Here is a 25,479-nt window from a genome sequence, read left to right on the forward strand (position 1 = left end):
GAGCGACGGGTACGGTTGCCCTGTCGTCAGAAGTTGTAGTTGAACCGCACGCCCGCACGGCGCGGGTCCGGCAGGTAGGCGACCATGTTCAGCGGGCCGAAGCTGCCCGCCGCGACGTCCAGCAGCGAGGTGGCCGACTGGATACGGCGGTTGTCGAGCAGGTTGTCGACGTAGAACGTCAGGTTGTACTTGTCGGAGCTGATGCCGACCTTGACATCCACCAGCGTGATCGGCCGCAGCTTCCACGCGTTGTACGGGTCAGACCAGCGCGGGCCGCGGTAGGTACCGCTCAGTTCAACGAAGCCGTCCAGTTCGCCGGTGAGCGCCGTGGTGTAGTTGGCCGTCGCGGTGCCGCTATGCTTGGACGCGCCCTCGATCCCGTTGCCCGAAAGGCTGGTCTCGCAGACCTGCGTCGTGCCGACGGTCCTGATCGTGCAACTGCCGGTACGCGCGGGGTCGAAAGTGGACGTCGAGTTGTAGACGAAGTCCTTGTACTTGGCGTCGAGGTAGGTGTAGCCGCCCGAGACCGTCAGGCCGCGCACCGGCTCGACGCCGAACTCGACCTCCAGCCCGTCGATCGTCGCCTTGCCCGCGTTCGTGGTGACGCTGAGCGCGCCCTGCGAGCTGATCGACAGGTCCACCGGCACCAGCGTCGATGCCTGCTTGTCGGTGTAGTCCATGTGGAACCCGGCGAGGTTCAGATAGCCCTTGCCGTTCAGGAAGGTCAGCTTCGCGCCGATCTCGTAGTTCGACACGCGCTCCGGCTTGTAGGTGCCGAGGTCCTTGTCCACCGTGCCGACTTGCGTCAGCCCGCCCGGCTTCACGCCGCGCGCCGCCGATGCGTAGAACATCATGTCGGTGTCGGGCTTCCAGCTCAGGATGCCGCGGGGCGCGAAGTAGGTGGTCGAGGCCGAGGCCTTGCCGCTCGAACCGACGTAGACGATCGGCCGCGGACCCTGCGTCAGGTCACCCGTTCCCGCGATCGCCACCGTCTGGCCGAACAGGTAGTCGTAGGTTTCCTTGGCGTAGCGGCCTTCGACGCTGACCGTCAGGGTGGGGAGAATGTCGTATTCGAGCATGCCGTAGCCCGAGACGTGCTCGGACGTGCGGCCGACCTTGCCCGCGATCGGAGATCGACCGCCAAGCTGCGAGACGTTCAGCCACGGCGAGGCATTGGCGCCCAGCGTGTAGCTCAGCAGGCGCCGGTCGAGCTGCTCGACCTTCTCCCACCAGTAGAGGCCGCCCACGGCCCAGCGGAACGGCCCGCCGTCCATGCTGGAGAGGCGGAACTCCTGGTTGAGCTGCGTGGTCTTGGTGCTGATGTCGAACTGCCAGAACCCGTTGTAACCGTTCGACGAATATTCGCCGAGGCCGCCCGGCGCAGGCAGCGTGGTCTGGCTGAGCACCTGGCCGTAATAGTCGACGTCGGAAACGGTCGTTCCCTTGGAGCGCGCGTAGCCGGTCCAGGACGAGAGGTTCGCGAAACCGAGGTCGTATTCGCCGTGGATGGTGGCAAAGATGTTCTTGGTGTGAGCGCCCGGGTAGTCCATCTTGCCGGTCGGGTCCTTGGGATCGGCGCTGATCGCGACGGGCACGTCCTCGTTGTAGATGTAGCCCTTGGCATAGCCGTAGACGAAGGCGGGAATTGTCCCGCTGCCGATGCGCTGGCCGATGACGCCCGCAGGCGTCGCGAGCTGCGTCGAGACGCCGTTGGCGCGGCCGTAGTACTTGGCTGCGCGCTGTTCCTCGTGGTCGTCGGCATACGTCACGCGTGCGATGATCTTGCCGGCGTCGTTGGGCTCCCACTTGGCGGATACCGAGCCGCCGAACGCCTCGTACCCGCCCAGCTTGTTGCCGGTGACGGAGTTGCGGTAATAGCCGCCGTCGCGCGTGTAGACGCCGTTGACGCGCAGCGAGAGGGTCTCGTCGACGGGCAAGTCGAGCGCGCCCTTCACTTCGGCGCGGCCATAGAGTCCCAGTTCGCCGCCGATCGATCCGCCGAACTCGTCGCCCGGCTCCTTGGGCACGTAGTTGATCGCGCCGCCGAAGGCTGAGCGGCCGTAGAGCGCGGACTGCGGGCCCTTGACCACTTCGATGCGCTCGAAGTCGAACAGGCGCAGGTCCATCAGGTTGCCGCCGCCCGCGGTGGCGATGGATTCAGTCGTATAGTCGATTCCGTCGATCAGGATGGCGACAGAGGGACGGCCCGAGTTGCCCGGAAGGCCGCGGATCGACACGCGGTTGTCCTGCGGCGAGAAGCCCTTGTCGAACTGGAGGCTGGGAGTCTGTTTGATGACGCCCTGGATGTTGTTGATGCCGGCACGCTCGATCTTGGCAGCGGAGAAGGCGGTGATCGCCATCGGCACATCCTGCAGCGATTCCTGGCGCTTGCGGGCGGTCACCATGATGACGCCGCCCCCGGTCTCGACCGCGGAATCGTTGGCGGAAGCGTCCTCGGCGGACTGCGCCATGACCTGCGGCGAGGCGAGCATCGCGGCAACCGCGGCGCCCGTATGAAGTGCAATAGAAATTCCCGACTTGCGCATGGCGCTATCCCTCTTGATCCGCTGAACCTGTGAAACCTGAACCGATCCCTCCCGCGGCCGATGTGCTCGCCTGTTCTTGGCAGTGCGGCCCCGGCTTGTCCTTGCGACGAAACTGTCACTTGCCCGCGAAACGACCACTTGCGATCACGGCGTGTTCGCTTGCCGATCAAACGCCCCGCCGTCGGCTTCGCGCGCGCGGGTAGCTCCGTAACGCGGCACCATCCAACCAACCGACAGGCGGACCTCGAAATGGGAAGCAGTGCATTTTGCAAGGAGCTTGGGGAACTGCGAAAAGAGCGAGCGGTCGCCAACTCGCACTTCGCGGCGATCGATGGCTGCGACGTTCATTGGATCGACGAAGGTTACGCCAACGGCCTGCCGGCGGTCTTGTTGCTCAGCGCGCAATGGCTGGGCGCCAGCCACTTCGATGCATTCGCCGAGCGGCTTGGAGAGCGGACGCGCGTGGTGCGCCTCGACCTGCCGGGCCATGGCCTGAGCGGTGCGTTCGGCGATGAAGACTACTGCGCGGCGCGCTATGCCTCGCTGGTGCGGGCCTTCGTCGAGCACCGCGGCCTCGGCTCCCATGTTTTGGTCGGCCAGTCACACAGCGGCATCCCGGCTTGCCTTCTCGCCGCCGAGTCGACCGGTGGCATGGCGGGACTCGTGCTCGCTACCAGCAGCGGCATGCCGCGTGACCGCGCCGTACCAGCGGGTTCGCCGCAAGTCGCACTGCACCGCACCGGCTCCATGAACTGGTACGCCGATCGCCTGCGCGGCCTGTTCAAGCGACCCCACTCCCCGACCGAGTTCGGCGCCATCGCCGCCGCCGCGCGCGACTATGGCGAGCTTCCCGGTCGCGAGGCGGAAAGCGCCCTGCGCCTGCGCCACTTCGAACCCGACCTCCTCGCTCGCACGCTGCCGCGGGTCGCCGTACCGGCACTGGTGCTCTGGTCGGAGGCATCCACCTACCTCCCGGCCGCCATGGCCGAGGCGATCGCGGCACTCCTGCCCGATTGCCGGGGCCGCACGGTCATTCACGATACCGGCCACCTGCTCCTTGCCGACGCCCCCCGGGACGCGGCAGACCTGATCCTCGCATTCCTGGAGACCCTCGCGTGACCCGTTTCCCGCCGATCCCCGACGCCGACCTCGACGAAGACCAGCAGCGCATGAGCGAACGCGCCACGCATACCGGCCCCTACCCCGCCTTTTTGCGGGCACCGCGCCTGTGGGAAGCGCTGCAGCATGTGCGCGTGTATCTGGCGAAGGAATCGGTTCTCGATGCGCGGCTGCGGGAGGTCATCATCCTGGCCACCGCGCGGCACTGGCGTTGCACCTCCGCCTTCGCCAGCCACCGGGGACTGGCGATCAAGGCCGGGCTGGACGAAGCCCTCGTCACCGCACTGGCGGCGAACGAGACCGAGCTTGCCGGCCTGGATTCGCGGGAAGACGCCGCGCTCCTCCTCGTCCGCACGCTGCTGGCCCAGGGAGGCGTCGACGATTCGCAGCACGCCGCCGCGCTTGAGCTTCTGGGCGAACGCGCGCTGGTCGAACTGGTCGGGCTGACCGGCTTCTTCACCACCATATGCCTCACCATCAATCTCGCGGGTGTCCATGCCGAGGCTCCTTTCGCGGGCGCGCCGGGGACCTATTCGGCTAGCGGGCATAATCCAGACGACTGAGGCAGGGCGCCCCCCGCACGGCCATTACACAAGGCCATCCGCTACGGGGGAAAGCATGGTAGATTGTCTTGGCTGGCGCGGCATCATCGGTATCGTGATGCCGTCAACGAACACTTCGGTCCAGCCCGAGTGTGAGGCCCTCAGGCCGCGCGGCGTAACCAACCACATCGCGCGCATCTCGATTCCGGAACGCAAGATCACGACCGAGGACGCTTTCGCGGAGCACGTCGAGGCGATGCGTTCGGGCATCGGTCCGGCGGTCGACCAGGTCATGACCTGCGCGCCGCAGCACCTTATCATGGGCGTGGCGCTCGAAGCCTTCTGGGGCGGGGCCGCCAAGGCCGAGGAACTGCGCCTGTCGCTGGAGGAACGGGCAGGCGTCGGCGTCTCGATGGGGTCCGAAAGCCTGCTCGCGGCCCTGGAATGCTTCAAGGCGAAGCGCATCGCGGTACTCACCCCGCACCAGCCGCGCGGTGACAAGGTGGTGTCCGACTACCTCGAGGAAGCCGGCTACTCGGTCGTGCGCCTCAAGGGCCTGAAGTGCCCTACCCCGCGCATGATCGCCCACACCACCGAGGCCGAAGTGCGCGAAGCCTACCGCGAACTCGACGGCGACGACGTCGACGCGATCGTCCAGGTCGGCACCAACCTGGCCGGAATGGCCGTCTCCGCCGAAGCCGAGCGTTGGCTCGGCAAGCCCGTCCTCTCGATGAATGCGCTGACCTACTGGAACGCGCTGCGCCGCATGGGACTGGACGACAAAATCTATGGCTACGGCCGCCTTCTCGAAGAATTCTGACATGACCATCAAGACCGGCGAAGAACGCCGAACCGTCATCATCGCGGGCGCCGGCCCCTCGGGCATGTGCGCCGCGCTGTTCCTCGTCGAGCGCCACGGCATTCCGGTGCTGGTGATCGAACGCTCGACCGGCGACGCGACCGACCCGCGCGCCGCCACCTTCCACCCACCGACGCTGGAAATGCTGGCGCCGTCCGGCGTCACCGACCAGCTCATGGAGGAGGGCATCGTCGCCGCCAAATGGCAGCGCCGCGACCGCACCGAAGGCAAGATCGCCGAGTTCGACCTTGGCATCCTGAAGGATGACACCACCTTCCCCTTCCGCCTCCAGTGCGAGCAGCACAAGCTGGTCAACATCGTGCGCCGCCAGCTGGCCGGAAACCCGCTGTTCGAACTGCGCCAGGGCGAGGAAATCGTCTCGATAGAGCAGGACGAAAACGGCGTCTCGATCACCACCGACAAGGACAGCTATCACGCCGAGTGGCTGGTCGGCGCCGATGGTGGGCGCTCCGTGGTGCGCAAGTCACGCGACTTCGCCTTCGAGGGCTTCACTTACGCCGAACGCTTCCTCGTCATCACCACCAACTTCGACTTCGAGGCGGAGGGCTATGCGTTCTCGAACTACGTCTCGGACCCGGAGGAATGGTGCGCGGTGTTCAAGGTGCCCGCAGAAGGCCCGCCCGGGCTATGGCGCACCGTTTTCCCGACCGATCCGGCCGACGTCGAGGCCGAATTGACCTCGTTCGAAAACTGCCGCGCGCGCATGGAGCGCTTCATCGGCCCGGGCCGCGAGTTCGACGTCGTCCACACCAATCTCTACACGGTGAACCAGCGCGTCGCCTCGTCCTTCCGCGATCACCGCATCCTGCTGGCGGGTGACGCGGCGCATCTCAACAACCCGCTCGGCGGCATGGGCATGAACTTCGGCATCCACGACGCCGAGAACCTCGCGCGCTCACTGGCGGCCTGGAAGGAGACGGGGGACGAAGCCGCGCTCGACCTCTACGACCGCCAGAGGCGCTTCGCTGCGCAGGCCGTGCTGCAGTCGATGACGATCGAGAACAAGGAGTCGCTTGAACAAACCGACCACGAGGCCGCCGCCGCCGAGCGCGAGAAGTTCCGCCGCATCGCCGCCGATCCGGTTGCCACGCGCGCGTTTCTGCTGAAAACCGCGATGATCGAAGGTTTCAACAAGGCGAACTCGATCCCATGAGCCAACTCGACGCGCATTCGCCGATCCGCGATGCCTGCCTTGCCATGACCGGGCCGGAACGCATCCGGCAACTGGAGACCGAGGGCTTCGTCATCATCGGCGATGCGCTGTCGGCCGCCGACATCGCCGCGCTCAAGTCTGAGTACGAGACGCTCCCCATGCGCCCCTCGTTCTTCACCGACAAGCCGGCCTTCGCCAAGATCCCGCCGCACACCCACGGCCCCGAGACCGCGCGGCTGATCGGCAACCCCCAGGTCCTCCCCTTCGCGCGTGCGCTGATGGGCGAGGACCTGGTGTTCATGCATAGCTTCTACATCCTCAGCCACCCCGGCGCGCCCGAGCTGGAATACCACACCGATTTCCAGCCCTTCGGCTCGACTTATTCGCAGTGGCTGGAAAGCTGCCCGCTGCGGCTGCGGGTGCTGTATTACCTCGACGATACCGGTACCGAGCGCTCGCCGCTCAAGATCATCCCGCGCTCGCACATCTGCTGGCATTCGGATGCGCAGCCCTATCGGCGGTACAAGGACCATCCCGACGCGGTGACGGTGCCGCTCAAGGCCGGCGACGCCTTCGTCTTCGCGACGCGGCTGTTCCACGGCGTCGGCCCCAACACCACCGAGCAGACGCGCGGTATGATAGAGATCGACTACCGCCCCGCCTGGGCGCGGCCCTATGGCCCGGTGCCGAACTGGTCGCCCGAGCAGCTGCGCCATGTGCCGACGGAGCTGATGCCGATGGTCGCGGACCGCAACCGCACCGATTTCGCGTGGGAATTCGATACCGAGCGCAAGGCGGTCGACCGCGCCGCGCCCGGCCTGTCGCCGGCGCGCTGGGAGAACGCAGAGACATGAACTTGCCAACCCGTACCGTGGTGGTCCCCGCCGACCTGATGAGCGGCACCCTTCAGCGCTGGATCGAGGCGATCGAGGCCTTCGACGCCGCCGGATGGCCGCTCGTCCTCGTCGGCAACTGCGACCGCGCCGACCCGCTCGACGGGCTCGCCATGGCGGCCTTCTGCGCCGCGCGCACCCACCGGATCGGCCTTTGCGCCGTGGTCGAGGCCGACACGGTGGAGCCTTTCACGCTGGCCCGCGGTCTCGCCACGCTCGACTTCATGAGCAAGGGCCGCGCCGCCTGGCGGATCGCGCCGGGCTCCGATCCCGAACGCAGCATCGAACTGGTAGACACCGTGCGGGCCCTGCTCACCAGCTGGGACGCGGACGCGCTCGTGGCCGACATCGAAGGCGGCCAGCTTTCCGACCCCATCAGAGTCCGGGCCATCGGCCACGAAGGCGCCTACTTCCAGGTCGAAGGCCCACTCAACATCCCGCAGCCCCCGCAGGGCAGCGTGCCGCTCGTCGCCTTCGCCGACGAAGGGCAGGTAGCGAAGTTGGCCGACCTGATCCTTCACGAAGGAACCACTTGGCAGGTCTCGCTTGCCGAAGTCCCGGACCAACTGCAGGCAGCCGTGCCCCCGCAGACGGCGCCCTTCCCCTCGGTGCTGGGCAACCGCTGATGTCCGATCGACGCATTGCCTTGGGCTTGTTCCTGATGGGGCATGGTCACAATGTCGGTTCGTGGCGCTCGTCACCGACGCCAGCCGAGGACCTGACCTCGCTGGAGTACTACCGGCAGCTTGCGATCCATGCCGAGCGCGGCAAGCTGGACATGATCTTCTTCGCAGAGATTCTCTATTCCTACGAGTTGGACGGCCGCCACGAAGGTGCGTTGGCCTTCCCGACGCTCGACCCCTTCGTGCTGATCCCGGCGCTGGCGGCGGTGACGGAGAAGATCGGCTTCGTCGGCACCTACTCGACCACCTACACCGACCCGCGCGCCACGGCCCTCAAGCTCGCGACGATCGACCGCCTGAGCGCGGGCCGGGTCGGCTGGAACATCGTCACGACCGGTGCCGACCGCGCCGCCGCCAACTTCTCGATGCGCGAGCATCCGGGCAAGGAGGAACGCTACACCCGCGCCACCGGCTACGTCGACACCGTGCGCAAGGCGTGGCAGGCGATGCCCGCGATGCCGCAGGGCGAGCCGGTGCGCGTACAGGCCGGCATGTCGCCCGCCGGCAAGGACTTTGCCGCGCGCATCGCCGAGGTCATGTTCACCATCGCCTCCGACCGCGACAAGGCCGTCGTCTTCCGCAACGAACTGCGCGCGATGCTCGCCGATGTCGGGCGCGATCCCGCTGGCGTGCGGATCATGCCCGGCGTCGCGCCGATCTTGGGCGGAACCGAAGAGGAAGCGCGCGCCAACGAGGCCCGCTATCTCGAACTGCTCCACCCGCGCATCCAGCTCGCCATGCTCGGCGACCAGTTCGGCATGGACTTCTCGGGCTACGCCATGGACGCCCCGCTGCCGATGGACGACATCCGCCAGGCCCCGCGCGTGCTCAGCGGCATGCGCGACCCCGCCCGCCTCATCGGCGAGGATGGCCAAGTACCGACCCTGGGCGAATACCTGCGTCGCCAGGCCCGCGTGCGCGCCCACCACTCCTTCGTCGGCACGCCCGAGCAGTTGGCGGACATGATGGACGACTGGTCGGCGGCCGGTGCCTGCGACGGCTTCAACCTGATGTTCCCGGTCCAGTCGGAAGGCGTGCCCGCCTTCGTCGACGAGGTCGTGCCGATCCTGCGCAAGCGTGGACGGGTGCGGCAGGATTACGAAGAGACCACGCTGCGCGGCCACCTCGGCCTGTCGCGGCCCTGAATTTAGGACACGACAAGATGCTCTACGGCGATCGCCCCATGCTCATCGGCGGCCAGCTCACTTACGGTTCGGGCGAGTGGATCGACTGCACCGATCCGTCCACCGAGGCACTGATCGGCCGTGTCCCCGCCGGCACCGCCCAGGACGTGGCGGCCGCCGTCGAAGCGGCGCGCGAGGCGCAGAAAAGCTGGGGCCAGACCTCGATCTGGGAGCGGCGTGACATGCTGCGGGCCCTCGCCGCCGCCGTTCGTGCGCGGGCAGAGGAAGTGGTCGCCGTAGAGGCCGCCGACAGCGGCAACACCATCGGCAATCTCGCCAATGACATGTTCAAGTCGGCCAACCAGTTCGAGTATTTCGCCGGCCTCATCTCCGAGATCAAGGGCGATACCTACGCCGCGCTTTCGCCGAACATGCACATGACCTTGCGCGTGCCCTACGGCGTCGTCGGCCGCATCGTGCCGTTCAACCACCCCTTCATGTTCGCGACCGCCAGCTGCGCCGCACCTCTCGCTTCAGGCAACTGCGTGGTGCTCAAGACGCCCGAGACCAGCCCCCTCTCCGCTGCGATCTTCGCCGAGATCTGCGCCGAGGTCCTGCCCGCAGGCGTCGTCAACATCGTGTCGGGCTACGGGCTTCCGGTAGGCGATGCCATCGCGCGCCATCCCGAAGTGCGCCGCATCGGTTTCACCGGCTCGGTCGCCACCGGCCTCGCCATCCAGCGCGCCGCCGCAGAGGCGACGGTCAAGCACGTCACGCTGGAACTGGGCGGCAAGAACCCGCTGGTGGTTTTCGCCGACGCCGATGCGGACAAGGCAGCGGACGCTGCGGTCGCCGGCATGAACTTCGCCTGGGCCGGTCAAAGCTGCGGCTCGACCGCGCGCGTGCTGGTCCACGACAGCCTCAAGGACAAGGTCACCCGCCGGCTGGAGGAGCGCCTCGCCGCCATCCACGTCGGCGACGCCAGCGACCCGGCCTCGGACATGGGCCCGCTCAACTCGGGGCCCCACCGCAATCGGGTCCGCAATATGATCGAGGCCGGCAAGGCCGAGGCCCGCGTCGCTTTCGGCGGCGGCGTCCCGGCCGGGCTCAACAAGGGCTGGTTCGTCGAGCCGACCCTGTTCGCCGATGTTCCGCTCGGCGCCACCATCGCGCGCGAGGAAGTGTTCGGCCCGGTCATGACCGTCCAGGGCTGGAGCGACGAGGCCGCGATGATCGAAATGGCCAATGCCACGCCCTACGGCCTCACTGCCAGCGTGTTCACGCAGGACATCTCCGCCGCGCTCCGCACCGCGCGCGCGATCGAGAGCGGCGTGACCCACATCAATGGCTCGAAGATGCACTACGTCGGCGCGCCGTTCGGCGGCGTGAAGAACTCCGGCATCGGCGGAGAGGAATGCCTCGAGGAACTGCTGAGCTACACCGAAGTGCGCAGCCTCCACATCACGATCTGAGCCGATGAGCGTCGTCCCGGATCGAGTCCGCGACGACGGTTCCATCAGATCCCGGCGTGGAGCGCCATCGTCCCGTGCGTTTCGATGGGCCGCACCGCGCCGCCATCCTGCCCCGCCAGCTTCGCCGTGATCGCCAGCGCCGCCTTCTTGAGGTCCGGCACATAGCGCTCGACCGCGGTTTCCTGCTTCATCGAGACCGAGAAGAACACCAGCGTAAGCGCGCCGCAGACCTCACCCTCGCTGAAGATCGGAACCGCGATCGACGAGGTGCGGCCCGGTGTATTGGTGAACTGGTTGTAGCCGCGCAGGACATAGCCCTGTTCGCGCACCTGCGCCGCGAAGCCCGGTTCGCGAAGGCGCAGCAGCGTGTGCTGGTCGGGGGCGAGGTCGAAGTTCTCCGAGGCGTCGAGCCAGCTCTGGCGCTGCTCCTCCTCGCTGAAGGCGAGCATGACGTGACCCGAGGCGCATTCCACCAGCGGGAAGCTGGCGCCGGGCTGGTAGTTGGTCAGCGCCATCGGAGAGAGCGCATGGGTGCAGTCCCGCACGAGGATGTGCTGGCCCACCCACGTGGTGAGCGAAACCGGCCAGAAGTGCTTCGCGGTCAACGCCTCCAGTTCCTGCCGTGCGATACCGACGAGGTCGGAATGGTCCTGGTAGCCGTGCGAGAGCGCGTTCACGAGAGCAGTCGGACGGTAATATTTCCGCGTCGGCTCACGCTCCAGCATGCCTTCTTCCTGCAGCGTGTGCACGATCCGGCAGGCGGTCGGGTAGGGAATGCCGACCGCGTTGGCGATCTGCATCATGGACATGGCGCCCTGCTGGTTCACCGCGCGCAGCACCGCAAGAGCCCGCCCGATAGAACGAATATGTGCTCCTTCCACGTCGTGTACCCCGCTTGTTTGACCCCGATCAATGACGGGATGTTTTCATCAAGACGTCACAATCCTGAGCCGTGAAACAGGTATGTTCGCCTGCCGATCAACCGGGGCCAGAATGCGATCCAAGCAAGCCGCGTGCAAGCGCGTATTTCGCACGTGCAGCAATGCTTCGCCGGCAAGGCGAAATGGCGATGCACTTCCTGCAAGTCAGCGAGACAGGCCGCGCCCGCAATGCTGCGCCGCACTATCGCAGGCGACTCGGAAGGCTAGAGCCGCGTCGACACCGCCAGCGCCCGCTTGAGGATCGCGCGGGCACGCGCGCGCACCGGCTCATCGATCATCATACCTTCCAGCGCGACGGCGCCCTCACCGCTGTCCAGCACCCGCCGCGCCCAATCGCATTCGGCCGCCTCGGGCGCCATGCCTTCGATGATCGCAGCAACCTGCGCCGGGTGGATGGCAAGCTTGCCGCCGAAGCCGAGACTGCGGGCGTGGCGCGCATCGTCCCGCGCCGCACCCACATCGCGAACATCGAGCGTCACTCCGTCCAGCGGCGCGCCAAGGCTGCCAAGCCGCGAAGCCAGCACGACCTCGCTGCGCGCCGCCAGCAGCCCGTCGCGCGTATGTTCGCATCCGAGGTCCGCCACATAATCCACGGTGCCGAGCGCCAGCGCCGACGCACCGCCGCGCAGCGCGATTTCTCGCACCGAGGCCATGCCCCGCGCCGTCTCGATCAGCGCGATGACGGGAATGGCCACCGCCAGCTTCGCCACCTCTGCGGCAACCTGGGCCTTGGGCAAAATGATCGCCGCGAACGGCAGACGTGCGACCGCGGCGATGTCGTCGTCATGCCAGGGCGTGCCCACGGCGTTGACGCGCACGAAGACGGGCTTGTCGGTGAAGTCGCAGCAGAGCGCGGCACGGGCGGCATTCTTGCGATCGGCCGCGACGGCATCCTCGAGGTCGAGGATCACCGCGTCGGCCCCGCTCGCCGCGGCCTTGGCGAAGCGTTCCGGCCGGTCGGCGGGAACGAACAGCGGGGCGACGGGGGTGACGAAGGGGCTCACGCCTGCGCTTCCGACTGGCCGAGCGCCGGAACGGGGCGGTAGTGGCGATCCTCGCCCATGATGACCGGTGCAGGCGCGGGATAGGCGACAGGGCCTGCCGGCGTTTCGACCTCCAGCCGCCGCAGCAGCGGGTGCGCGGACAGCGCGGCCATGTCGTTGACCCCGGCGAAGGCGGCGTCGGCCTCGACCAGCCGCGCGCGCGCCTTGGCCTCGTCCATCGTGGCGAAAGCGGCAGCTACCACGGCATCGGTCTCGCTGCGATTGGCGACGCGGGCGACGTTGGTGGCGAAGCGCGGGTCCGCGGCAAGCCCGGCATCGCCGAGGAAGGCGGCGGCGAACTTCGCCCACTCGCGGTCGCTCTGGATCGAGACCAGCAGCGGCGTCCCTTCACGCGTGGCGAAAACGCCGTAGGGCGCGATAGAGGGATGCGCGAGGCCGAGGCGCCGGGGCGGCTTTCCGCCTTCGTGGTGGAGCAGCGGCACGGTCAGCCAGTCGGCCATCACGTCGAACATCGAGACGCGGATGTCCGCGCCCTGGCCGGTGATCCCTCGGCCGATCAAGGCCTCGAGAATGGCGGCATGCGCGGTCGCCCCGGTAGCGATATCGACCACCGAGATGCCCACTCGCGCCGGCTCGTCCGGACCGCCGGTGATCGAAGCGAGCCCGGATTCGGCCTGGACCAGCAGGTCGTAGGCCTTGCGGTCCGCCATCGGCCCGGTGTCGCCGTAGCCGCTGATAGAGCAGGCGATCAGGCGCGGGTTAGCGCGGCACAGGTCCGCCGGGTCGAAGCCCAGGCGGGCGAGAGAACCGGGTTTCAAATTCTGTACCAGCACGTCCGCGCCTTCCAGCAGCGCTGCGAGTTCGGCCTTGCCCCCGGCGCTCGCCATGTCGATGACGCGTGATTGCTTGCCCCGGTTGAGCCAGACGAAGTAGCTGCTCTGCCCCTTGGCAACATCGTCGTACCCGCGCGCGAAATCGCCTTCGGGACGTTCTACCTTGATGACTGTGGCGCCCGCGTCGGCAAGGCGCGAGGTGCAAAAAGGCGCCGCCACCGCCTGTTCGATGGCGATGATGGTGAGGCCCGCCAGCGGAAGGCGCACGCTCATACGCGGCCCGTCCCCGCGGGACATAGAGCGGAGTAAGACGGATCGTATCGACGCAATTCCACGGACGAACCTCGCAAACGGGGAACGCGATCGATACCCCGATGCCCGAAACCGATCGCAACCGAACTGGCCTTTGGCCGCAATGCGACCAAATGAAGGAGGTCAGTGCCCTGCCGCGGCGCTTGGGGACGACCGCACCGTGCCGAGATCTATATCGTCGACCAGCGAGCGAGCAGACTGCGAGCATTCGATGAGCCGGCGCGGCAACTGCCATGACAACGGTCGCCGAGAGCTTCCTCTCCGCGCTCAAACGTGAGCGCATCCGGCGCCGCATCTACAAAACACGCAAGGAAGCCCGGCCGGACGTGTTCGACTACATAGAGATGTTCTACGACCCGGTACGCAAGCACGACTGGGACGAGAGTTTTAGGATTAACCTGCCGCTGGTGAGGGATTGACGCTCATCCAGAAGCCAGATCCAGAGGAGCGGGCCAATTTAACGCAATCTCCGCCTGCGCGCCCATGAATGCGTCATGACGATGGCTCGCCCGCGCCCAAAGCCAGCCCGCCTTGAGATTGAACCGCAATTCTTTGCCGGCTGCACACTTCATGGCTTGCTAGCGGCAGCGTGGTTCAAATCGTAGTCGTGAGCGCATTCACCAGCACGTCGGCCAGTCGCAGGCCCGCCTGTTTAAGTCGATAAGACACAAGATAGTAGTTACGCGTCTCGTAATCTGCCGGGAGCACCTTTGCCGTGGACGGACATACGATACCGGTCCGGCCACCACAAGCCGCCACCTTGTAGGCATCGTTGGAGCTTGGCGTCACCGGATCGAGGAAGATGTACTTCTTCGCCAGATCGCGGCTCTCGACGGCCCAGTCCCGCGCCGTTCCGCCCACGGGAGGATTTAGCGATGTATTGCCCCAAAGCTCCCACCCTAGGGTGTTGGCGGTCCCGTCGTTGCCGAGATGCCGCTTCACGATGGCATAGTCCCACACCGAATGAATATCCGTGGCGATGGCGTTGCCGCCCGCGTCCACATTCAGGATGCCACCGGGAATGATGACCTTGGTCTGGGCTCCGCCAGGCTCGGTGCCATGCAGAGGCTGATGCAGGTCGCCCACCAGGTGCAGTATGAACTTCAGCGCGTCCAGACGCTCGGCCGCACTGTGCCCTGACGCATCGTGCAGGATGGCCGAATACTGCGCGATCGCCTTGTCGGCGCAGATCGTCTGGGGACTGTCGGCGATGCAGGCGGGGTCCGATGCCAGCGGCACCGTGCCCAGAACCGGGATACGCACCGAATGGGCCAGGTTGGGGTAGCTGGTACGGACATCGTCCGCCCATTTCGCCACCGCTTCATCATACAGTTCGCCATCGCCCAGCAGCGCCTTCACCTTCTGCCAGACCGCCGGGTTGTCCTTCTTCAGCTCGGCTTCGGCGATCCAGCCCACCACGGCATGCGGGGTGCGGGTCCAGGCATGGGCAGGCGTGGCGACGGACATGACCGCCAGTGGCAGCAGGCAAGCTGCAAGACGCAGCCGTTTCAGGATTGTTTGCCGAATCATCGTTCCTCCAGAGCGTTCGCGGCGCTGCGTTCATGAAACCAACGCCGCATGATGACGGGCTTGCACGGCATGGCATTCAGGGCGTAGGCATCTGGTCCTGCAGCTCGGGACCGCCACTTAGATGCAAAGGCACAGGCGATCCTCCACGCTGCAGAGGATATTTTTGGGAGAGAGGCTGATGAGCAGGAAAACCTCCGCAACAGAGCGCAGCTGTATCCAAAGTGTCATCATCGCCGGATAGTCGCTGCGGCAATGTCCTTCTCGCGAGAACGTGCCGCCTGGCTGGGGCGCAATGTCTTTCCTCACGAAGCTGCGCTACGGCAGTGGCTGGGGCCGCGTGCGGCATCGGCCGGGCTGGAAGTCGACGATATCGTGCAGGAAACCTATGCGATCCTGGCATCCATCGATCAGGTCGATCACATCCGCAATCCCCGAACCTACATGTTCGAGGTGGCCAAGTCGGTGGTGCTGCAATCGCTGCGCCGCGCCAAGGTCGTCACCATCGATGTCGAGGCGAACGCGCAGGTTCTGGAGATCCCGGAGGATGCGCCCTCGCCCGAACGCGTCGTCGCGGACCGGCAGGAACTGTCGCGCGTATCGGCGGCCATCGCCGCGCTGCCGGACCGTTGCCGCGAGGTGTTCACCCTGCGAAAGGTCGAGGGCCTGAGCCAGCGCGAGACGGCTGAGGCACTCGGGATCGCCGAAAGCACGATCGAAAAGCACATGGTCAAGGCGCTCGCCCTGCTCACAAATGCAATCGGGCGTGGCGGAAATTCGCGCAATGCGTCATCTAGGCTGCGTGAGCAGCGAGACGACAGCAACACCAGCGACCCTTCCGGACGGCGTGAACGCGCGGGATGAGCGCGCCGCGCACTGGGCGCAGCGTGCCGACTCCCAAACGCTGACGGCCGAGGAAGAAGCCGAGCTGGAAGCCTGGACGAGCGCCGATCCGCGCAATGCCGGTGCCTTTGCCCGGGCCATGGCCAGCAACGCCTATCTTGATCGGGCCGTTGCGCTGGGCGTCCATCGCGGCATTTCCGAAGCGGAAAATCCTGCCGAAGAAGAGCCCGTCATTTCGATCGCGCCCGCAGAGAAACGCGGCATCAGCCGGCGGCTCTGGCTGGGCGGAGCAGCCGGCGCGATTGCCGCGTCGCTGCTGGCCGCAGTGGGTTGGGACCGGCTGATAGGCACAGAGACCATCGTGGCCGACAAGGGTAACGTGCGCCGTGCCGCGCTGCGCGATGGGTCCGCCGTCACGCTCAATACCGGCACCGAGGTGGCCGTCGACATGAAGCCCCTGGAGCGCCGGGTCAGCCTGCTCGCGGGCGAAGCGAACTTCGATGTCGCGAGCGACCCGGCACGCCCGTTCATCGTCGATGCCGGCGCGGTGCGCATCCGGGTGGTGGGCACCAGTTTCGTCGTCCACCTGTCCGACCTTGGCGAAGTGTCCGTCACCGTGCGCGAAGGCAGGGTCGAGGTGCACCACGGCCGGACTGCGGCACTCGTTCTCTCGGCAGGCGACCGAGTGCTGGTCCCGTCGCAGGGCGCGGTGGCCATCGAAAAACTCAGCGCCGGAGAGGTTGACCGGCTGGGCCTCTGGCAGCGTGGGGAAATGGACCTGACCGGCCTGACCCTCGCCGATGCAGCGCGCCAGTATGCCCGGTATTCGGACCGACAGATCGTGATCGCCGATCCGGACGTTGCCCGTCTCAAGATCGCCGGCGTCTTTTCCACCAGCGATCCCGCCGGTTTCGCGCAGGCCGCAGGCCTTGCGCACGACCTGCGCGTACGCACCTCGGACGATACGATCACGCTTTCGCGAAAATAATTGCGGGGCAGGTGGAGGATCGCCGGACGGCTCGCATCTAGCCTGTGAACGCGGCAGAAACGCCGCACTGGGGTAGTTTGCAGATGCATTCGAGATTTCTTTCCGGCTGCGGGCTGGCCGTAGTCGCTTGCGCGATCGCCACGCCCGCCATCGCGCAGGAGCGTCAGTTCGACATTCCCGCCCAGCCCCTGCCCGGCGCGATCGCCTCGCTCGGCCGACAGGCGCAATTGCAGATCGTCGCCCCCGGCGATGGTATCGACCAGATCCGCAGCCGACCGCTCAAGGGACGCATGGATGCGCGCACGGCACTGCGCCTGCTGATCGGCGGCACCGGCCTGGAAGTGGCGGCCGACGACGGCGCGCGCATCGTCCTGCGCCGCGTCAGGGAGAGCGAAGCGCGTGCGGCCGCGCCCAGCGACGCCGCGGCGGCGGACGACATCGTGGTCACAGGCTTTCGCGCCAGCCTGAACAAAGCCAGTGAGATCAAGCGCAACTCCGACGCCATCGTCGATGCGGTGGCCGCCGAGGACATCGGCCAGCTCCCCGACAACAGCGCGACCGAAGCCTTGGCGCGTCTTCCCGGCGTGCAGGTTTTCCGCAATCGCGGCGAAGGGCAGTCGATCACCATCCGCGGCATTTCCAGCGTGGTCACCATGATCAACGGACAGGAAGCCTATACCGGCGCTTCCCGCCGCACGCTGCTCAACAGCTATCCCGCCGGCCTCATCCGCTCGATCGAAGTGTACAAGGCGCTGACCCCGGACCTGATCGAGGGCGGCATCGGCGGCGCGGTGGACGTGCAACTGCGCCAGCCCCTCGATTTCAAGAAGGGCATCAGCGTCGCAGGCACCGTGCGCGGCACGTACGACGACCAGGCAGACAAGCTGATGTACAATGGCGATGTGCTGATCGCCGGCAACTGGGACACCGGCGCCGGCGAAATCGGCGCGATGGTCAATGCCAGCTACACGCGCAGGGACTACTACGAATCCTATCGCGAGAATCTTGGCCCCCAGACCAATGCGGCGGGCTACAGCTTTCCCAGCGGCATTCTCGCCAAGAACCCGAAGGGGCGTTACGAGCGCCCTGTATTGACCGGAGAGATCCAGTGGCGCCCGGCGTACAATTTCGGAATGTATGTGCGCGCGACGAACGTCACGGATGACAACACCTACACCGATACCGATTTCCAGACCAACATTGCGGCCAATACCGTTCTTCGCAACGTCCAGCTCGTGGACGGCACGAACATCGTCAAGAGCGCCAGCTTCACCGCCACCGCAAACTCCGGAGCCCGATCGAACCACACCCGCCAGTTGCTCGACACGACGCAGATCGAAGTCGGCGCGGACTTCACCTCGGGCATCGCCAAGCTGACGACAAGCGCGGTCTATACGACTTCGCGCGTGGAAACCGACCAGCAGCTCTTCCTGCTCGGCTTCAACAAGGCGCCGACCATCGATGCGGTGTTCCAGAGCGACAGCAAGTGGGGCGGCCTTTCCTATTCCTATCCCAGCGTCGATCTGTCCGACGTCAGCCAGTTCCACGTCCGCGCCTATTCCGACACGCGCGAACGGCAGAAAGGCAAGGGCCTGCAATGGCGTACCGATCTGGAGCTGGACACCGGGACCGGGTTCTTTCGCTCGTTCAAGACCGGCTTTCGCTATGCTCGCCGTACGGTGCAGTACCGTTCGGGAACGGGGCTCGTCGATCTGAACGCGTTGAACCTGCCGATGTCCGCCTTTCCCGGCGGCGCTACGCCTGCGGTGCTCTCGCGGCGACCGGGCGGCGATGATGCCGCGATCCCGACAGGCTGGGTAGGCTACGACGCAACCTATCTGAACAGCGAAGCCAACGTGATCGCGCTCAACAACTATGTCCGAACTCTGAAGGGCGGATATTTCACGGACGACGGGCGGCCCGCCTTCGACCCGATCAACGCCTTTGACGGCAAGGAAAACAGCTTCGCGGCCTACGGCCAGTTCAAGTACGGCTTCGAACTGGCCGGCGTGCCGATCGACGGTGTGGCCGGCGCGCGGGTGGTGAACACCTGGCTCTCGATCAACGGCACGCAGAGCATCGCGGAGAGGACTCCCAGCTCGGGCGGCACGGTCACCCGTTTCCAGCCGATCCACGGCCGTCAGAACTATCTGGACGTCGATCCGGCCATAAGTGCCGTCGCTCACTTCACGCCTCAGCTGCAGCTTCGTGCCGCCTGGACGAAGACTTTCAGCCGACCCGATTTCAGCAACCTCAATCCCACGGTTGCGCTGGTGCAGGTTCAGTCTTCCTCGGGCGATTACACAGGTACCGCGACGGCGGGTAATCCCGACCTGAAGCCGGTACGTTCGAACAACTGGGATCTATCGCTCGAATATTATCTCGGGCGCACGGGCTCCCTGTCTCTCGCCGGATTCTACCGGGACGTGCGCGGCTATATCGTGCGCACCAAGGTGCCCGACGACAGTATCCCCGGCGCCTTGGGCACGGTGGACGTGACCAAGTTCGTCAATGCGGGAGATGGCTATATCAAGGGCATAGAAGTTGCGGGCAGCACCTTCTTCGACTTTGCTCCGGGCATCCTTCGTCACTTCGGCGCCTCCGCCAATTATACGTACATCGATTCCCGACAGGATCTGCCCGCAACCGCCGCAACGGCAGCATTCAAGGGCCAGACCACCGGCATCTCCAAGCACAGCTACAACGCCAGCCTGTTCTATGACGACGGAAGGTTCCGCGCCAAGGTGGCGTGGTCCTGGCGCAGCGACTTCACGCTGTCCTACAACCTGGTCGATCCGACCAAGAACCTGAACTGGTATCCGATCTCGCGGCTGGCGGCATCAGCCTCCTACAACATCAATCGCAACCTTTCGCTGACCCTGGATGGCACCAACCTGCTCAATCGGCCGCAGCGCGCCTATTGGGGCACCAAGGCCTTCACCGATCGCGTCTACTTCGAAGGGCGCAGCTATTCCGCAGCCCTGCGCTTCAAGTTCTGAAGAGGTGTTGCGATGAAGATCTGTGCCGCACTCGCCGCGTTCGCCGGAGTCGTTGTCGGTTCGACCATAACCTCCGCTCAGGCCGCGCCAGGGGACGGATGGGTGGGCGCCTGGGGCTATGCGACATCGCCCGCCACCAGGAGCGTGGCGGACACCCTGCCAGCCGGTACCTATCGCTACCGCATCCGTTCCAGCCAGTCGGGCGATGCGCTTCGGCTCGTGCTGACCAATCCCGACGGCGCGCAGCCGCTTCAGATCGCCTCGATGAGCGTGGCCCGGGCCACCAACGACGGCTTCGCGATCGATCCGGCACAGTCACGGCCGGTGATATTTGCGGACGGTCCCTCGCTGACCCTGCCCGGCGGGGGCACGCTACAAACGCAGCCGGTGCCCCTGAATGTGCGCGCCGGTGAGGATATTGTGGTGACAATCGACACATCCGCCCCCAGCACGACCGTAGCGGGCAACGCCGGTTTCCCCGTCGCATTCGCCGCCGGCGCGGTGGATGCGGCAGGCGCCACGCTCGTACCGGTCAAGCTGCGCCCGCTCGTCAGCCAGCTTGCCGTGCATAATGACGCCGCGACATGTACCATCGTGACGTTCGGGGATTCCATCACCGAAGGCGCGCGTGGCACCCGCACCGACTGGCGCGGATGGCCGGGCGTGCTGGCACGCCGGCTGATGGAGGCGGGATCCGGTGCGCACTGCGGCGTCGTCAACATGGGGATCAGCGGCAACCGCCTGTTGCGCGACGGCCGCGGCACGGCGGGCATCGACCGGCTGGAGCGCGATGTGGCCTCGGTTCCGGGCGTCACGCACTTGATCGTGCTCGAAGGCGTAAACGACATCTGGCGCGCCACCTTGCCAGGTGAAACGCCCATCGCGGCCGCAGACCTGATCGCGGGGTATCGCAAGCTCATCGCGTTCGGCCACGCGCGCGGCATCCGGGTCATCGGCGGCACGATCACTCCGGGTTCCGGCTGGAAGGCCTACGACGCGGGCATGGAACAGATTCGCCAGGATGTGAACGTCTGGATCCGCACGTCCGGAGAATTCGACGCCGTGGTCGATTTCGACACCGCACTGCGCGACACCTCCACTCCACCGATGCTCAAGCATGCGTTTGACTCCGGGGACCACCTCCATCCCGGCAACGGCGGATACGAGGCGATGGGGCGCGCCGTTCCCCTGTCGTTGTTCCGGGCCGGCCGGTGATCCCTTTATCAGACCCCGTTCGCCTGCGGCATGACGCGCGGGCTCCGGCCAGAGGCCGGTCATGATGAAGCACATCGGCATCTCCATTGCCGGCATCGGCCTCACCTGTCTTCCCGTGGCGGTGGCCGCCGGCGAAGAAGCCGTTCCGGTCGATCTGGTGGATCCTTTCGTCGGCACCTCGGGAGATCACGGACAGTTGACGCCGGCTGCCACCGGCCCGTTCGGCATGGTGCAGCTTTCGCCTGACACGGTCCCTGCCCAGCATGCAGGCTACGATTACCGCGCGGATCGCCTTCGGGGCTTCTCCCATACCCGCGCGGTGGGCGTGGGATGCGGCGGTGGTGGTGGCGACCTGCTGGTGACCGTCGGCTATGCCGGAGAGAATGGCCCATGGCCGATGGACAAGGGTTCCGAAAAGGCCGGGCCGGGCTGGTACTCGGTGCGGTACGGTGGCGGGATCCAGGCAGACCTTGCCGCGATCGGCGCCGCAGGCGTTTCGCGTTTCACGCTGTCCCGCGCGGGAAGCGTGCATATCGTGCTCGATCCGCGCCACAGCTACACCAAACGGCACAGCGCCGAGTGGAGCAGCACCGGCGCGAATGACCTGCGCGGCAGCATGTCCGCAGGAACGGTCTGCGACGAAGGCATCTATCACCTCTCCTTCGCCAGCATGCTCAGCCTGAACGGCAAGGTGCTGAAGGCAAAGGGTACTATGCTCGACGGTGACAGGCTCGCGTTCGATATCCCGGTATCGGCGGGCGACCGGATAGAAGTGCGCACCGGCCTGTCGGTCGTGGACCCCCGCTCGGCGCGGCGTGTGCTGAAGCGGTCACTTGGCAGCCATTCGCTCGAGACGATCCGGCAGAATGCCCGCGCTGCCTGGTCGCGTGAGCTGGAACGGATCCGCGTCCCAGGGTCGGACGAGCGGGCCCGACTGTTCTACACCCACCTGTTCCGCGTACTGCAGACCCCTGCCCGCATCGACGATGCAGACGGCCAGTACCGCCGATCGGACGGATCGTTGCACCGGGTGACGCGGGGCCACCATCGCTATTCAGGCTGGGCCATCTGGGACAATTACCGCACCCAGCTCCCGCTCCTGGGGTTGCTCGACCCAGAACGGTCCGCCGACGTGGCCGCCTCGCTTGCGGAACTGTACCTTGCCGGCAAGGCCCAGTGGGCCACGAAGAACGAGCCGTTCATCACCGTGCGGACAGAGCACGCAGGCGTCGCCCTGCTCGACTTCCGGCGCAAGGGTATCGACGGTTTCGATGCCGCCGCCATCCTGCCGCTCATGGTGAAGGAACTGGATGCGCTGCCGCAAAAGGCGCCGGACCAGCAGATCGAGACGGCCTACGATATATGGGCCGCAGCCGAACTGGCAAGCGACCTTGGCGATACCGAGCTGGCAGACCGATTGCACAAGTGCGCCCTGCAGTATCGATCGATGTGGCGCAACGTGTTCGAGAATGTCTCGCCGGACTTCGATGTGGTGAAGGCACGAGGGCTCTATCAGGGCACCTTGTGGCAATATCGCTGGGCACCGGTCTTCGACCTGCCATGGCTGGTCGACGAGGAAATGGGCCGGGAGCGCTTCAACCGGGAACTGGGCCGGTTCTTCGACCAGGGCCTTTTCAACATGACCAACCAGCCGGACATTCAGGCGCCGTTCCTGTTCGCCGGGGCAGGACAGCCAGGCAGGACCGCGGCGCTAGTCGGCGAGATTCTCGATCGCCCCATCGACCATTGGTACACCAACGCCGGCAAGAGACCGATCCCCTGGCATGGCCGCAGCTTTGAGCTTGCCCCGGAAGGCTATGCCGATGGCATGGACGACGACGCCGGCGGCATGGCCGCATGGTATGTATGGGCCTCGCTCGGCCTTTATCCCCTGACCCCAGGCAAGCCGGAATATATCGTCATCCCCCCCGCGTTTGAGCGCCTCAGCATTCGACCAAATGGTGGCCCGGAAATCCGCATAATTCGGCGTAATTCCAGTAGCGAAAGCGGCTCGGTGCTCTGGAATGGTGAGGTTGTGAACGGCCCCTCCGTCGCCCATCGATCGCTGCAATCTGGCGGCGAGCTCCAGATCGGCAGATAACATGGAACATCGTCATGCGGCGTGGAGCGGGATCGCCGGGCAATGCGATGAGGAATTCTCGTTCCGAGCTTGCTGGCACAACACATTGGACAGCGCTCCGCCGCCCTTTATCATCAATCGGTGTCGCTAAAATGGTCTTGTCGTGGCCTGACGCAAGCGGAACTCAACGGCTTACGGAAGCGATCTTGGAAGGTATCCGGCACATTTGAATTTAGATTTCACTGATTTGCGACGACCGACGATAGTATTGAAGAAGCCGGTTTTGACCGAGTGGAGAGATCGAAGTGTGACGCTGTAGAACAGCGCTTCCTGCCCCACCGTCGGCTCGCCCATCATCGGCCTGTCTCCGTCCTGCAGGAACAGCGAGCCAGACCCCGAAGACCACTTCAAGCCTGAGTGTTTCGAGAACCGATTCTATCGGGTCGAGACTGGTGCGGGCTATGACGGCGCCCCAGCGAGAGGCCGGTTCAAAGCCATTTCAGCTTCCTGAAGCGGGTGTAAAGCAGCAGGCAGATGCAGGCGATCACCCCCAGGACGACGTGATATCCATAACGCGTCTCGAGTTCCGGCATGTTCTTGAAGTTCATTCCGTAGATGCCCGCAATGGCGGTCGGCACGGCCAGGATGGCCGCCCACGCCGCCAGCTGACGGGTGATAGCGCCCGTTCGCTGCTGCTCTAGCAGGTTGCTGAATTCGAATACCGAATTGAGGACCTCCTTGAGCCCCTCCGCCATCGCCTGGACCCGGCGGACGTGATCGTTGACGTCGCTGAAGTAGGGACGGGCATCATGATCGATGCAAGGCAGATCAGCCCTCACGAACTTGGCGGCGACTTCGCCCATCGGGATCAGCACGCGCTGGAAGCGTATGATCTCCCGGCGCAGGCTGAAGATGCGGATGACCTCATCCCGGCCCAGAAAGCTGTCCACTGTCCGACGCTCCATCGCCAGGGTGTCCTCTTCGATCGTCTCCATGATCGGCAGGTAGCCGTCGACGATGTAGTCGAGGATGGCGTGGAGCACGTAATCCACGCCCTTCTGCAGCATGCCGGGGTCCTGCTCGAGTTGCCCTCGAAGCTTGGAGAATTCGCGCTCATGGCCATGGCGAACGGTGATGATGTGGCTGTGCCCGACGAAGATCGAAACTTCCCCGTAGCGGATCTCGTCACCGACGAGTTCAGCGGTTCGCGCGGTCACGAACAGCTGGTCGCGGTAAACGTCGACCTTGGGGATCTGTTTACCGCTGATGGCATCCTCAACGGCCAGGGGGTGGAGCCCATACTGCGCCTGCAGCGAGCGCAGGTCCTCGGGCGTTGGATCGAGCAGCCCGATCCAGACGAATTCCGATCGGTCGTCGGGACAATGAACCTTCTCGGTTACATCGATGTCCCGCACCCGCTGGCCGTTTTGATAGAGAACCGCAGCAACCACACTCATGATTTCACTCCGCTGCCCAACTTCAAGGGGCGGGACAAAAGCGCAGGTAGCGGCAATTTGCTCCTCGTAGAATGTGAACCGGTCGGCTTTCCCGAACAGGTCCTCAGGCATGGGCGATACAACGCGGATCGGCCCGGTCGTCGTTCGCTTGGACGTCATTCTTCAACTTCGCCGCAGCGTCGACCAATCGACAGAGTCCCGAAGATGCGTTTTTCGACGGGTCGTTTCCGCTCGACCGAGCCGGCGGTGGATCTGGCTTTACGCAGCAGGCTGGGAGAAACCGCAGCGGATAGATGCGAACGATAAAAGAACATGAGGGTCTCCAGAAAGTCGCTCCAACCCGCCCGTATTTACCGCGCGACCGAACGGCACGCGACCAGCGCACGCATTTCCTCGCGGCGAAGCAGCAACGCCATGCCTCGGATTCCCGTTATTTCTCCAGACGACGAAAACGGCATTCGCGTAGAAAAATCGCTATGCACCCGTCCGGGTGCATGGTGCTGGCTCGCGTCCTTCACCCCGGTTTTTGCGCCAGGTCGCGAATAATCAAAGCGATCATATGCAAATACTATGCGGTTCGAGGTTTGCTCGTCTCGAATTTCAACGGCGTATCGTCCTAATGGGTCGGCTGCATACGACTCGTCCCGCGCGCCGCGGTGACGGGCATGCAGGAGCATCATCATGCAGGACATCCTCTGGGTGGGCCTCTTCCTCGTCTTACTGATCGCCAGCCTCGGCTATGCCGCGCTGTGCGACAAGGCGTGAGGGGGCAACCATGACCATCGACCTCTGGCTTGCCGCGCTCACCGCGCTCGGCCTTCTCGTCTATCTCGTAGCCGTGCTCGCACGGCCCGAACGCTTCTAGGGG

General features: G+C 65.5%; 22 protein-coding genes and 1 pseudogene. 15 read left to right on the top strand and 8 right to left on the bottom strand.

Translation table 11 applies throughout. From position 1 onward, the window contains the following. Nucleotides 1–26: 26 nt before the first annotated feature. Nucleotides 27–2,546 carry a TonB-dependent receptor gene (locus ACFFDA_RS02905; protein ID WP_404478099.1) on the bottom strand — a complete coding sequence of 840 codons (2,520 nt, stop codon included), beginning with the start codon at nucleotides 2,544–2,546 and terminating at the stop codon, nucleotides 27–29. Between the two features lie 249 nt (nucleotides 2,547–2,795). Here ACFFDA_RS02905 and ACFFDA_RS02910 point away from each other — a divergent pair, with 249 nt between their 5' ends. From ACFFDA_RS02910 to ACFFDA_RS02945, 8 genes are read left to right on the top strand one after another with little or no spacing between them, the layout of a single operon-like run. Further along, the gene (locus tag ACFFDA_RS02910) at nucleotides 2,796–3,665 is read left to right on the top strand and encodes an alpha/beta fold hydrolase (RefSeq protein ID WP_404478100.1); all 870 of its coding nucleotides are present in this window, start codon (nucleotides 2,796–2,798) and stop codon (nucleotides 3,663–3,665) included. Continuing rightward, nucleotides 3,662–4,228, top strand: a complete 567-nt coding sequence (locus ACFFDA_RS02915; protein ID WP_404478101.1) for a carboxymuconolactone decarboxylase family protein — start codon at nucleotides 3,662–3,664, stop codon at nucleotides 4,226–4,228. The genes ACFFDA_RS02910 and ACFFDA_RS02915 overlap by 4 nt, the downstream gene beginning before the upstream one ends. A 55-nt stretch (nucleotides 4,229–4,283) precedes the next feature. Next, the gene (locus ACFFDA_RS02920) at nucleotides 4,284–5,027 is read left to right on the top strand and encodes an arylmalonate decarboxylase (protein ID WP_404478102.1); all 744 of its coding nucleotides are present in this window, start codon (nucleotides 4,284–4,286) and stop codon (nucleotides 5,025–5,027) included. 1 nt (nucleotide 5,028) lies between these two features. After that, the gene (locus ACFFDA_RS02925; protein ID WP_404478103.1) at nucleotides 5,029–6,240 is read left to right on the top strand and encodes an FAD-dependent oxidoreductase; all 1,212 of its coding nucleotides are present in this window, start codon (nucleotides 5,029–5,031) and stop codon (nucleotides 6,238–6,240) included. Then, nucleotides 6,237–7,094: a phytanoyl-CoA dioxygenase family protein gene (locus ACFFDA_RS02930; protein ID WP_404478104.1), complete on the top strand. Its 858-nt coding sequence runs from the start codon at nucleotides 6,237–6,239 to the stop codon at nucleotides 7,092–7,094. Before ACFFDA_RS02925 ends, ACFFDA_RS02930 begins: the two co-directional genes overlap by 4 nt. Next, nucleotides 7,091–7,759, top strand: a complete 669-nt coding sequence (locus ACFFDA_RS02935) for an LLM class flavin-dependent oxidoreductase (RefSeq protein ID WP_404478105.1) — start codon at nucleotides 7,091–7,093, stop codon at nucleotides 7,757–7,759. The genes ACFFDA_RS02930 and ACFFDA_RS02935 overlap by 4 nt, the downstream gene beginning before the upstream one ends. After that, the gene (locus tag ACFFDA_RS02940) at nucleotides 7,759–8,961 is read left to right on the top strand and encodes an LLM class flavin-dependent oxidoreductase (protein WP_404478106.1); all 1,203 of its coding nucleotides are present in this window, start codon (nucleotides 7,759–7,761) and stop codon (nucleotides 8,959–8,961) included. Before ACFFDA_RS02935 ends, ACFFDA_RS02940 begins: the two co-directional genes overlap by 1 nt. Before the next feature lie 17 nt (nucleotides 8,962–8,978). Continuing rightward, nucleotides 8,979–10,412: an aldehyde dehydrogenase family protein gene (locus tag ACFFDA_RS02945; RefSeq protein WP_404478107.1), complete on the top strand. Its 1,434-nt coding sequence runs from the start codon at nucleotides 8,979–8,981 to the stop codon at nucleotides 10,410–10,412. A 44-nt stretch (nucleotides 10,413–10,456) separates the two neighbouring features. On the opposite strand, the gene ACFFDA_RS02950 is transcribed toward ACFFDA_RS02945, so the two are convergent. The 3 genes from ACFFDA_RS02950 to ACFFDA_RS02960 form a co-directional block, all read right to left on the bottom strand. Then, nucleotides 10,457–11,293 (bottom strand): IclR family transcriptional regulator, encoded by an 837-nt coding sequence (locus ACFFDA_RS02950; RefSeq protein WP_404478108.1) that lies wholly within the window; start codon nucleotides 11,291–11,293, stop codon nucleotides 10,457–10,459. Nucleotides 11,294–11,556: 263 nt separating this feature from the next. Further along, nucleotides 11,557–12,357, bottom strand: a complete 801-nt coding sequence (locus ACFFDA_RS02955) for an HpcH/HpaI aldolase/citrate lyase family protein (RefSeq protein ID WP_404478109.1) — start codon at nucleotides 12,355–12,357, stop codon at nucleotides 11,557–11,559. After that, a complete protein-coding gene (locus ACFFDA_RS02960) occupies nucleotides 12,354–13,463 on the bottom strand; it encodes a CaiB/BaiF CoA transferase family protein (protein ID WP_404478110.1) in 1,110 nt (369 codons plus the stop codon). Before ACFFDA_RS02960 ends, ACFFDA_RS02955 begins: the two co-directional genes overlap by 4 nt. 247 nt (nucleotides 13,464–13,710) lie before the next feature. Here ACFFDA_RS02960 and ACFFDA_RS02965 point away from each other — a divergent pair. Continuing rightward, nucleotides 13,711–13,921 (top strand): annotated as a pseudogene (locus tag ACFFDA_RS02965) (IS3 family transposase); the annotation flags it as partial. A gap of 175 nt (nucleotides 13,922–14,096) precedes the next feature. Here ACFFDA_RS02965 and ACFFDA_RS02970 read toward each other — a convergent pair. Continuing rightward, on the bottom strand, nucleotides 14,097–15,032 hold the full coding sequence (locus tag ACFFDA_RS02970) for a S1/P1 nuclease (RefSeq protein ID WP_404478111.1): 936 nt from the start codon (nucleotides 15,030–15,032) through the stop codon (nucleotides 14,097–14,099). A gap of 252 nt (nucleotides 15,033–15,284) precedes the next feature. Between ACFFDA_RS02970 and ACFFDA_RS02975 the strand changes: the two genes are divergently transcribed. From ACFFDA_RS02975 to ACFFDA_RS02995, 5 genes are all read left to right on the top strand, one after another. Further along, entirely contained in the window at nucleotides 15,285–15,893 is a 609-nt protein-coding gene (locus tag ACFFDA_RS02975) for an RNA polymerase sigma factor (protein WP_404478112.1), read from the top strand. Then, nucleotides 15,832–16,860: a FecR family protein gene (locus ACFFDA_RS02980; RefSeq protein WP_404478113.1), complete on the top strand. Its 1,029-nt coding sequence runs from the start codon at nucleotides 15,832–15,834 to the stop codon at nucleotides 16,858–16,860. Before ACFFDA_RS02975 ends, ACFFDA_RS02980 begins: the two co-directional genes overlap by 62 nt. Nucleotides 16,861–16,943: 83 nt before the next feature. Continuing rightward, entirely contained in the window at nucleotides 16,944–19,859 is a 2,916-nt protein-coding gene (locus ACFFDA_RS02985) for a TonB-dependent receptor (RefSeq protein WP_404478114.1), read from the top strand. A gap of 12 nt (nucleotides 19,860–19,871) precedes the next feature. Then, a complete protein-coding gene (locus ACFFDA_RS02990) occupies nucleotides 19,872–21,074 on the top strand; it encodes an SGNH/GDSL hydrolase family protein (RefSeq protein ID WP_404478115.1) in 1,203 nt (400 codons plus the stop codon). Between the two features lie 61 nt (nucleotides 21,075–21,135). Continuing rightward, nucleotides 21,136–23,175 (top strand): glycoside hydrolase domain-containing protein, encoded by a 2,040-nt coding sequence (locus ACFFDA_RS02995; RefSeq protein ID WP_404478116.1) that lies wholly within the window; start codon nucleotides 21,136–21,138, stop codon nucleotides 23,173–23,175. Between the two features lie 467 nt (nucleotides 23,176–23,642). Here ACFFDA_RS02995 and corA read toward each other — a convergent pair whose 3' ends face one another. From corA to ACFFDA_RS03010, 3 genes are all read right to left on the bottom strand, one after another. Beyond that, nucleotides 23,643–24,611 carry a magnesium/cobalt transporter CorA gene (corA, locus tag ACFFDA_RS03000; protein WP_404478289.1) on the bottom strand — a complete coding sequence of 323 codons (969 nt, stop codon included), beginning with the start codon at nucleotides 24,609–24,611 and terminating at the stop codon, nucleotides 23,643–23,645. A gap of 155 nt (nucleotides 24,612–24,766) precedes the next feature. Continuing rightward, entirely contained in the window at nucleotides 24,767–24,925 is a 159-nt protein-coding gene (locus tag ACFFDA_RS03005; protein ID WP_404478117.1) for a hypothetical protein, read from the bottom strand. Between the two features lie 36 nt (nucleotides 24,926–24,961). Continuing rightward, nucleotides 24,962–25,294 carry a hypothetical protein gene (locus ACFFDA_RS03010; protein WP_404478118.1) on the bottom strand — a complete coding sequence of 111 codons (333 nt, stop codon included), beginning with the start codon at nucleotides 25,292–25,294 and terminating at the stop codon, nucleotides 24,962–24,964. 92 nt (nucleotides 25,295–25,386) lie between these two features. On the opposite strand from ACFFDA_RS03010, the gene kdpF reads away from it, so the two are divergent. Continuing rightward, nucleotides 25,387–25,476: a K(+)-transporting ATPase subunit F gene (kdpF, locus tag ACFFDA_RS03015; RefSeq protein WP_404478119.1), complete on the top strand. Its 90-nt coding sequence runs from the start codon at nucleotides 25,387–25,389 to the stop codon at nucleotides 25,474–25,476. Nucleotides 25,477–25,479 lie beyond the last annotated feature (3 nt).

It is taken from the genome of Novosphingobium sp. BL-52-GroH (genome assembly GCF_044813085.1).
Taxonomy (GTDB): domain Bacteria; phylum Pseudomonadota; class Alphaproteobacteria; order Sphingomonadales; family Sphingomonadaceae; genus Novosphingobium.